At 48.0% G+C, this 5,583-nt stretch carries 4 protein-coding genes; all 4 read left to right on the top strand.

Going from position 1 to position 5,583, the window contains the following annotated elements; translation table 11 throughout:
• Nucleotides 1-472 precede the first annotated feature (472 nt).
• The 4 genes from IM479_RS08180 (at nucleotide 473) to tkt (ending at nucleotide 5,324) form a co-directional block, all read left to right on the top strand.
• Nucleotides 473-1,192 (top strand): biliverdin-producing heme oxygenase, encoded by a 720-nt coding sequence (locus IM479_RS08180; protein ID WP_286826505.1) that lies wholly within the window; start codon nucleotides 473-475, stop codon nucleotides 1,190-1,192.
• Between the two features lie 474 nt (nucleotides 1,193-1,666).
• Nucleotides 1,667-1,915 (top strand): acyl carrier protein, encoded by a 249-nt coding sequence (locus tag IM479_RS08175; protein WP_287686377.1) that lies wholly within the window; start codon nucleotides 1,667-1,669, stop codon nucleotides 1,913-1,915.
• A 69-nt stretch (nucleotides 1,916-1,984) separates the two neighbouring features.
• The gene (fabF, locus tag IM479_RS08170; protein WP_287686376.1) at nucleotides 1,985-3,235 is read left to right on the top strand and encodes a beta-ketoacyl-ACP synthase II; all 1,251 of its coding nucleotides are present in this window, start codon (nucleotides 1,985-1,987) and stop codon (nucleotides 3,233-3,235) included.
• Nucleotides 3,236-3,317: 82 nt separating this feature from the next.
• The gene (tkt, locus tag IM479_RS08165; RefSeq protein WP_287686374.1) at nucleotides 3,318-5,324 is read left to right on the top strand and encodes a transketolase; all 2,007 of its coding nucleotides are present in this window, start codon (nucleotides 3,318-3,320) and stop codon (nucleotides 5,322-5,324) included.
• The last annotated feature ends 259 nt before the right edge of the window (nucleotides 5,325-5,583 follow it).

Genomic DNA, 5,583 nt, shown 5'->3' with positions numbered 1-5,583 from the left:
GGACAAGCTTTTCTGAACGGAACCCCCTAAGCCGAGTTTTCAAGGTGCTGTCCGCCCACTTGGTTTTCGAGACGGTCTTTTTAATTCTAACGTAAAGCCAACCTAGAACGGCGGGGTTTCCCACCCAAAATTTTCGATGAGTCTCCTGAATGTTAAGAATTTCTAAGAAGTGTGAACAGTCTTGGTCGAGAATTGATATTTGTGCTAGATTACACCCTCTCTCTCACCAAGATCAACTAGGGAGCCGTTTTTCACTAATCTTTACAATTGCGCCATCTCGATCGATACCGGTTTTAACCGGACTGAAAGTCCTTCTAGAGCTAAATTTCTCCCCTAAGCTCCCCCGGCGGCACTGTAAAAATTCTTAATAAAATTACCGATCAATTCAGTTTAATCTACCAAAATAGGCGGTTTTAGTAAGCATCTGTAACCAACCCGATCCATTCTACTCATCCCAACAGGTGATCATAATATGAGCGTTAATTTATCAACTCAACTGCGGGAAGGCACGAAAAAATCCCACACAATGGCAGAAAACGTCGGTTTTGTCAAGTGTTTTCTCAAAGGTGTGGTAGAAAAAACTTCCTATCGCAAACTGGTGGCTAACCTCTACTTCGTCTATTCGGCCATGGAGGAGGAGATGGAAAAACTTCGTAGTCATGCCGTGGTTTCTAAAATCTGTTTTCCTGAACTCAATCGCAAAAATGCGCTGGAACAGGATTTATATTTTTATTATGGTCCCAATTGGCGCAACGAGATCGCTTTATCTCCCGCAGGTCAGGCCTACGTTAACCGGATTCGGGAAATCGCCACAACAGAACCCGAATTATTAGTCGCTCATTCCTATACCCGTTATCTCGGCGATCTGTCCGGGGGGCAAATCTTGAAAAAAATCGCCGAAAAAGCGATGAATCTGGAAACTGGTGGCACGGCTTTCTATGATTTTAAAGATATTCCCGACGAAAAAGCCTATAAAAACCACTATCGTCAAACCCTCGACGATTTACCCGTGGAGCAAGCCATGGCTGATCGCATTGTCGCCGAAGCTAACGCCGCTTTTGGCATGAACATGAAAATGTTCCAAGAGTTGGAAGGTAATCTGATCAAAGCGATCGGAATTATGCTCTTTAATACTCTCACCCGTCGTCGCAGCACCGGCAGCACCGAAACTGGATTGGCTACCGCCGAATAGTAGTCAAGAAAACCTTTAAAAACGGAAATTCTAGAATTGGGGTAATGGTCAGCCATGATTATTATCTGAATTTCGGAGTTATCCGTTATATTTTTGCTTTTTATTCAGGAGGCAGGAGGCAGGAGATAGGGTGGTCACTGCGTGCGCGTTGCGGGGGGGTGTTGGGGTGTTAGGGTGTTGGGGTTTTAGTTGAAATTCCCCCACTTCCCTACTACCCCACTTCCCCACTACCCCACTTCCCCCACTACCCCACTACCCCACTACCCCACTACCCCACTACCCCACTACCCCACTACCCCACTACCCCGATGATCGCGAAAAAACTTCATCAAGAGGGGAACAACTTCCAGTAAGATGAAAAATGGTCAGTGAAAAAGCTAACCGAAATTTATTGTCGGAAATGGTAACACCGCCCCATTTCCCCAGACCCTAGAGGCTAGAGTCCGGTAAACCAGCGGATAAAAATTGACATCCATGAGTGCAAGCATTTTCGATCGAGTTCAAAAAGTTGTTGTGGAACAATTAGACGTAGAGCCGGAAAAAGTTACCCCCGAAGCAAGCTTTGCTAATGACCTGGCAGCGGATTCCCTTGATGTGGTGGAGTTAGTGATGGGTTTAGAGGAAGAATTTCATATTGAAATTCCCGACGAAGCGGCCGAACAAATTGACACTGTGGGCAAAGCTGTCGAGTATATTAACGAGAAAGTAGGAGCAACCGCCTAATTATTGCGAGAAAATTGACAATTAGGATTAAATATCTGGGGCAAAATCTGCCCTTATTTTTGAACAAACATGACAGAAGTGCCATTAAAAAGGGTTGTCATCACGGGGATGGGTGCGATCACTCCCCTCGGCAATAATCTAGCAGACTATTGGACAGGCTTAATCAACGGCAAAAGTGGCATTGGTTTAATCACCCACTTTGATGCCTCCCGTCACGCTTGTCGCATTGCTGGGGAAGTGCGGGGTTTTGACCCCCACGACTATGTGGATCGCAAAGAGGCAAAGCGCATGGACCGTTTCGCTCAATTTGCCGTCGCCGCTAGTTTGCAAGCGCTGCAAGATTCTCGATTAGTTATCGACGCTCTCAATGCCGATGATATAGGTGTACTAATCGGTACAGGAGTGGGTGGCATAAAAGTGCTTGAGGATCAACAGGAAATTTACTTGACAAAAGGTCCGAGCCGGTGTAGTCCCTTCATGATCCCGATGATGATTGCCAATATGGCCGCTGGTTTAACCGCCATCCACACGGGGGCCAAAGGACCGAGTAACTGCACCGTGACCGCTTGTGCTGCCGGTTCCAATGCCATCGGCGATGCTTTTCGTCTAGTACAAAGGGGTTTGGCCAAAGCGATGATCTGCGGTGGGACGGAAGCCGCCGTTACCCCTCTAGGATTGGCTGGTTTTGCCTCCGCTAAGGCCCTATCTACCCGCAACGATGACCCCACCCGGGCCAGTCGTCCCTTTGATCAGGATCGGGATGGTTTTGTCATGGGGGAAGGGGCAGGAATTTTGATTATAGAGGAATTAGAAACGGCCTTAGCCCGTGGGGCGCGGATTTACGCCGAAATGATCGGTTATGGTCTGACTTGCGATGCCTATCACATGACGGCACCGGTTCCCGATGGTCGTGGAGCCACCAGAGCGATCGAATTAGCGATCAAAGATGCTGGCTTGACTCCGGCGGAAATTAGCTATATCAACGCCCACGGCACCAGTACGGCGGCCAATGATCCCACGGAAACCAAGGCGATCAAAAAAGCTTTAGGAGAATCGGCCTACCAAATCCCCGTCAGTTCCACCAAATCGATGACAGGCCACCTTTTAGGCGGTTCTGGTGGTATTGAAGCCGTGGCCACGGTAATGGCGATCGCTAATGATCGGATTCCCCCGACTCTCAACCTCGACAATCCTGACCCCGATTGTGATCTCGATTACGTCCCCTACGAAAGTCGTCAGCAGATAGTTAACGCTGCCCTCTCCAACTCCTTTGGATTTGGTGGCCATAACGTCACCTTAGCTTTTAGAAAATATGCTTGAGTCGATGCCCCTGAAAGAGTAATCTTTGAGTGGCTCCCTCTTTAACTGGGTCTTATTTTTGTAGTTCATTCTAAAAAACATTATGGTTGTCGCCTCCCAATCTCTCGAAGAACTTTGTATTAACGCGGTGCGTTTTTTAGCGGTGGATGCCGTAGAAAAAGCTAAATCGGGACACCCCGGACTGCCGATGGGAGCCGCTCCCATGGCTTTTGTCCTCTGGGATCAATTCCTGCGTTTTAACCCGAAAAACCCCCAATGGGTCAATCGCGATCGTTTTGTTCTCTCCGCCGGTCACGGTTGTATGCTGCAGTACGCTTTGATGTACCTGACCGGATACGATAGCGTTCCCCTAGAGGAAATTAAACAATTCCGGCAGTGGAAATCGAAAACCCCCGGCCACCCCGAAAATTTCGTCACCGAAGGGGTAGAAGTGACCACCGGTCCTCTGGGTCAAGGGATTGCCAATGGGGTCGGTTTGGCCCTAGCAGAAGCCCATTTAGCGGCCCGTTTCAACAAACCGGATGCCAAAATTATCGACCATTACACCTATGTGATTTTGGGTGATGGTTGCAATATGGAGGGAATTTCCGGGGAAGCTTGTTCTTTAGCCGGTCACTGGGGTTTAGGCAAGTTAATCGCTCTCTATGATGATAACCATATCTCGATCGATGGTTCCACCGATATCGCTTTTACCGAGGACGTGAGCAAGCGTTTTGAAGCCTACGGTTGGCACGTTCAGCACGTGGAGAATGGTAACACCGATTTAGATGCCATTGCCAATGCGATTGCAGCGGCCAAGGCTGTCACCGATAAACCCTCGATGATTAAAATCACCACTACCATCGGTTATGGTTCCCCCAATAAGTCTAATACCGCCGATGTTCACGGGGCAGCTTTAGGAGCAACAGAAATCGAGTTAACCCGGAAAGCACTAGGTTGGGAATACGAGCCGTTTGTGGTTCCCGATGATGTCCTGAGTCGTTTCCGGCAAGCAGTGGACAAGGGAGCAACGGCAGAAACGGACTGGAATAAGTTATTTAGCGAATATCAGGCTAAATATCCCGCAGAAGCGGCTTTATTTGAACAGTTAACCACCGGTCAACTGCCGGAAGGTTGGGACAAAGCTTTACCTGTATATAAACCCGAAGATAAGGCGCTCGCTAGTCGTAAACACTCGGAAATCTGCTTAAATGCGCTTGCGGGGGTGTTACCCGGTTTAATCGGTGGTTCGGCGGATTTAACCCACTCTAACTACACGGAATTAGAGCATTTTGGTAATTTCCAAAAAGGCAGTTATCAGGAGCGTAACGTTCACTTTGGCGTAAGGGAACACGCGATGGGGGCGATTTGTAACGGTATTGCTCTCCATAACACGGGATTGATTCCCTACGGGGCGACTTTCCTGATTTTCACCGACTATATGCGGAATTCTATCCGTTTATCGGCATTGTCAGAAACTCGCGTCATCTGGGTAATGACTCACGATTCCATTGCCTTAGGGGAAGATGGACCGACTCACCAACCCGTGGAACACGTTGCTTCTCTGCGCGCTATTCCTAACTTGTTAGTCATGCGTCCGGGGGATGGAACCGAGACTTCCGGTGCTTATAAAGTAGCAGTGAGCGAAACTAAGCGCCCGACGTTACTAGCATTATCCCGTCAAAATCTGCCTAATTTAGCGGGAACTTCCCTGGAGGGTGTGGCTAAAGGTGCTTATATTATCACCGATTGCGAGGGTACTCCCGATGTCATTCTCATCGGTACGGGTGGCGAGTTGTATCTCTGCGATAAAGCGGCTGCGGTGTTGAAAGAAGCAGCAATTAAAGCTCGCGTCGTTTCTATGCCCTGTTGGGAGCTATTCGAGGAACAATCGGCAGAATATAAAGAATCGGTACTTCCTAAAGCAGTGAAAAAACGTCTCGCAGTGGAAGCGGGTTCAACTATGGGTTGGCATCGTTACATCACCGATGAGGGGGATGTGTTGGGGGTTGATACCTTCGGCGCTTCTGCTCCGGGGGGTGTGATTCTAGAGAAGTTCGGTTTTATCGTGGATAACGTGGTAGCGAAGGCAAAAGCGTTGTTAGGTTAATTAAACTTTGCTTTTGTGGAAAAAGCCCGCGCAAGCGGGTTTTTTTGTGATTATAGGTCAACATAGTTTAGGCTTTAGGCTTAGTTCATGTAAAAATGTCAAGTAGAAAGCTTTAGTAGTTAGGGTTTGCTGAATAAATCTAAAAACCTTATCCAACAAGGTTTTTAGACTTTTTTGACCTCAAAAAGTGCCGACCCTTGGAGTGATTGGGGGGAAAATTCAGGGACTTTTTCCCTGAAAATTAGGTAATTGACCACCT

This window comes from Microcystis sp. M165S2, assembly GCF_020245885.1.
GTDB lineage: Bacteria > Cyanobacteriota > Cyanobacteriia > Cyanobacteriales > Microcystaceae > Microcystis.
This window is presented reverse-complemented; position numbering and strand designations above follow the sequence as displayed.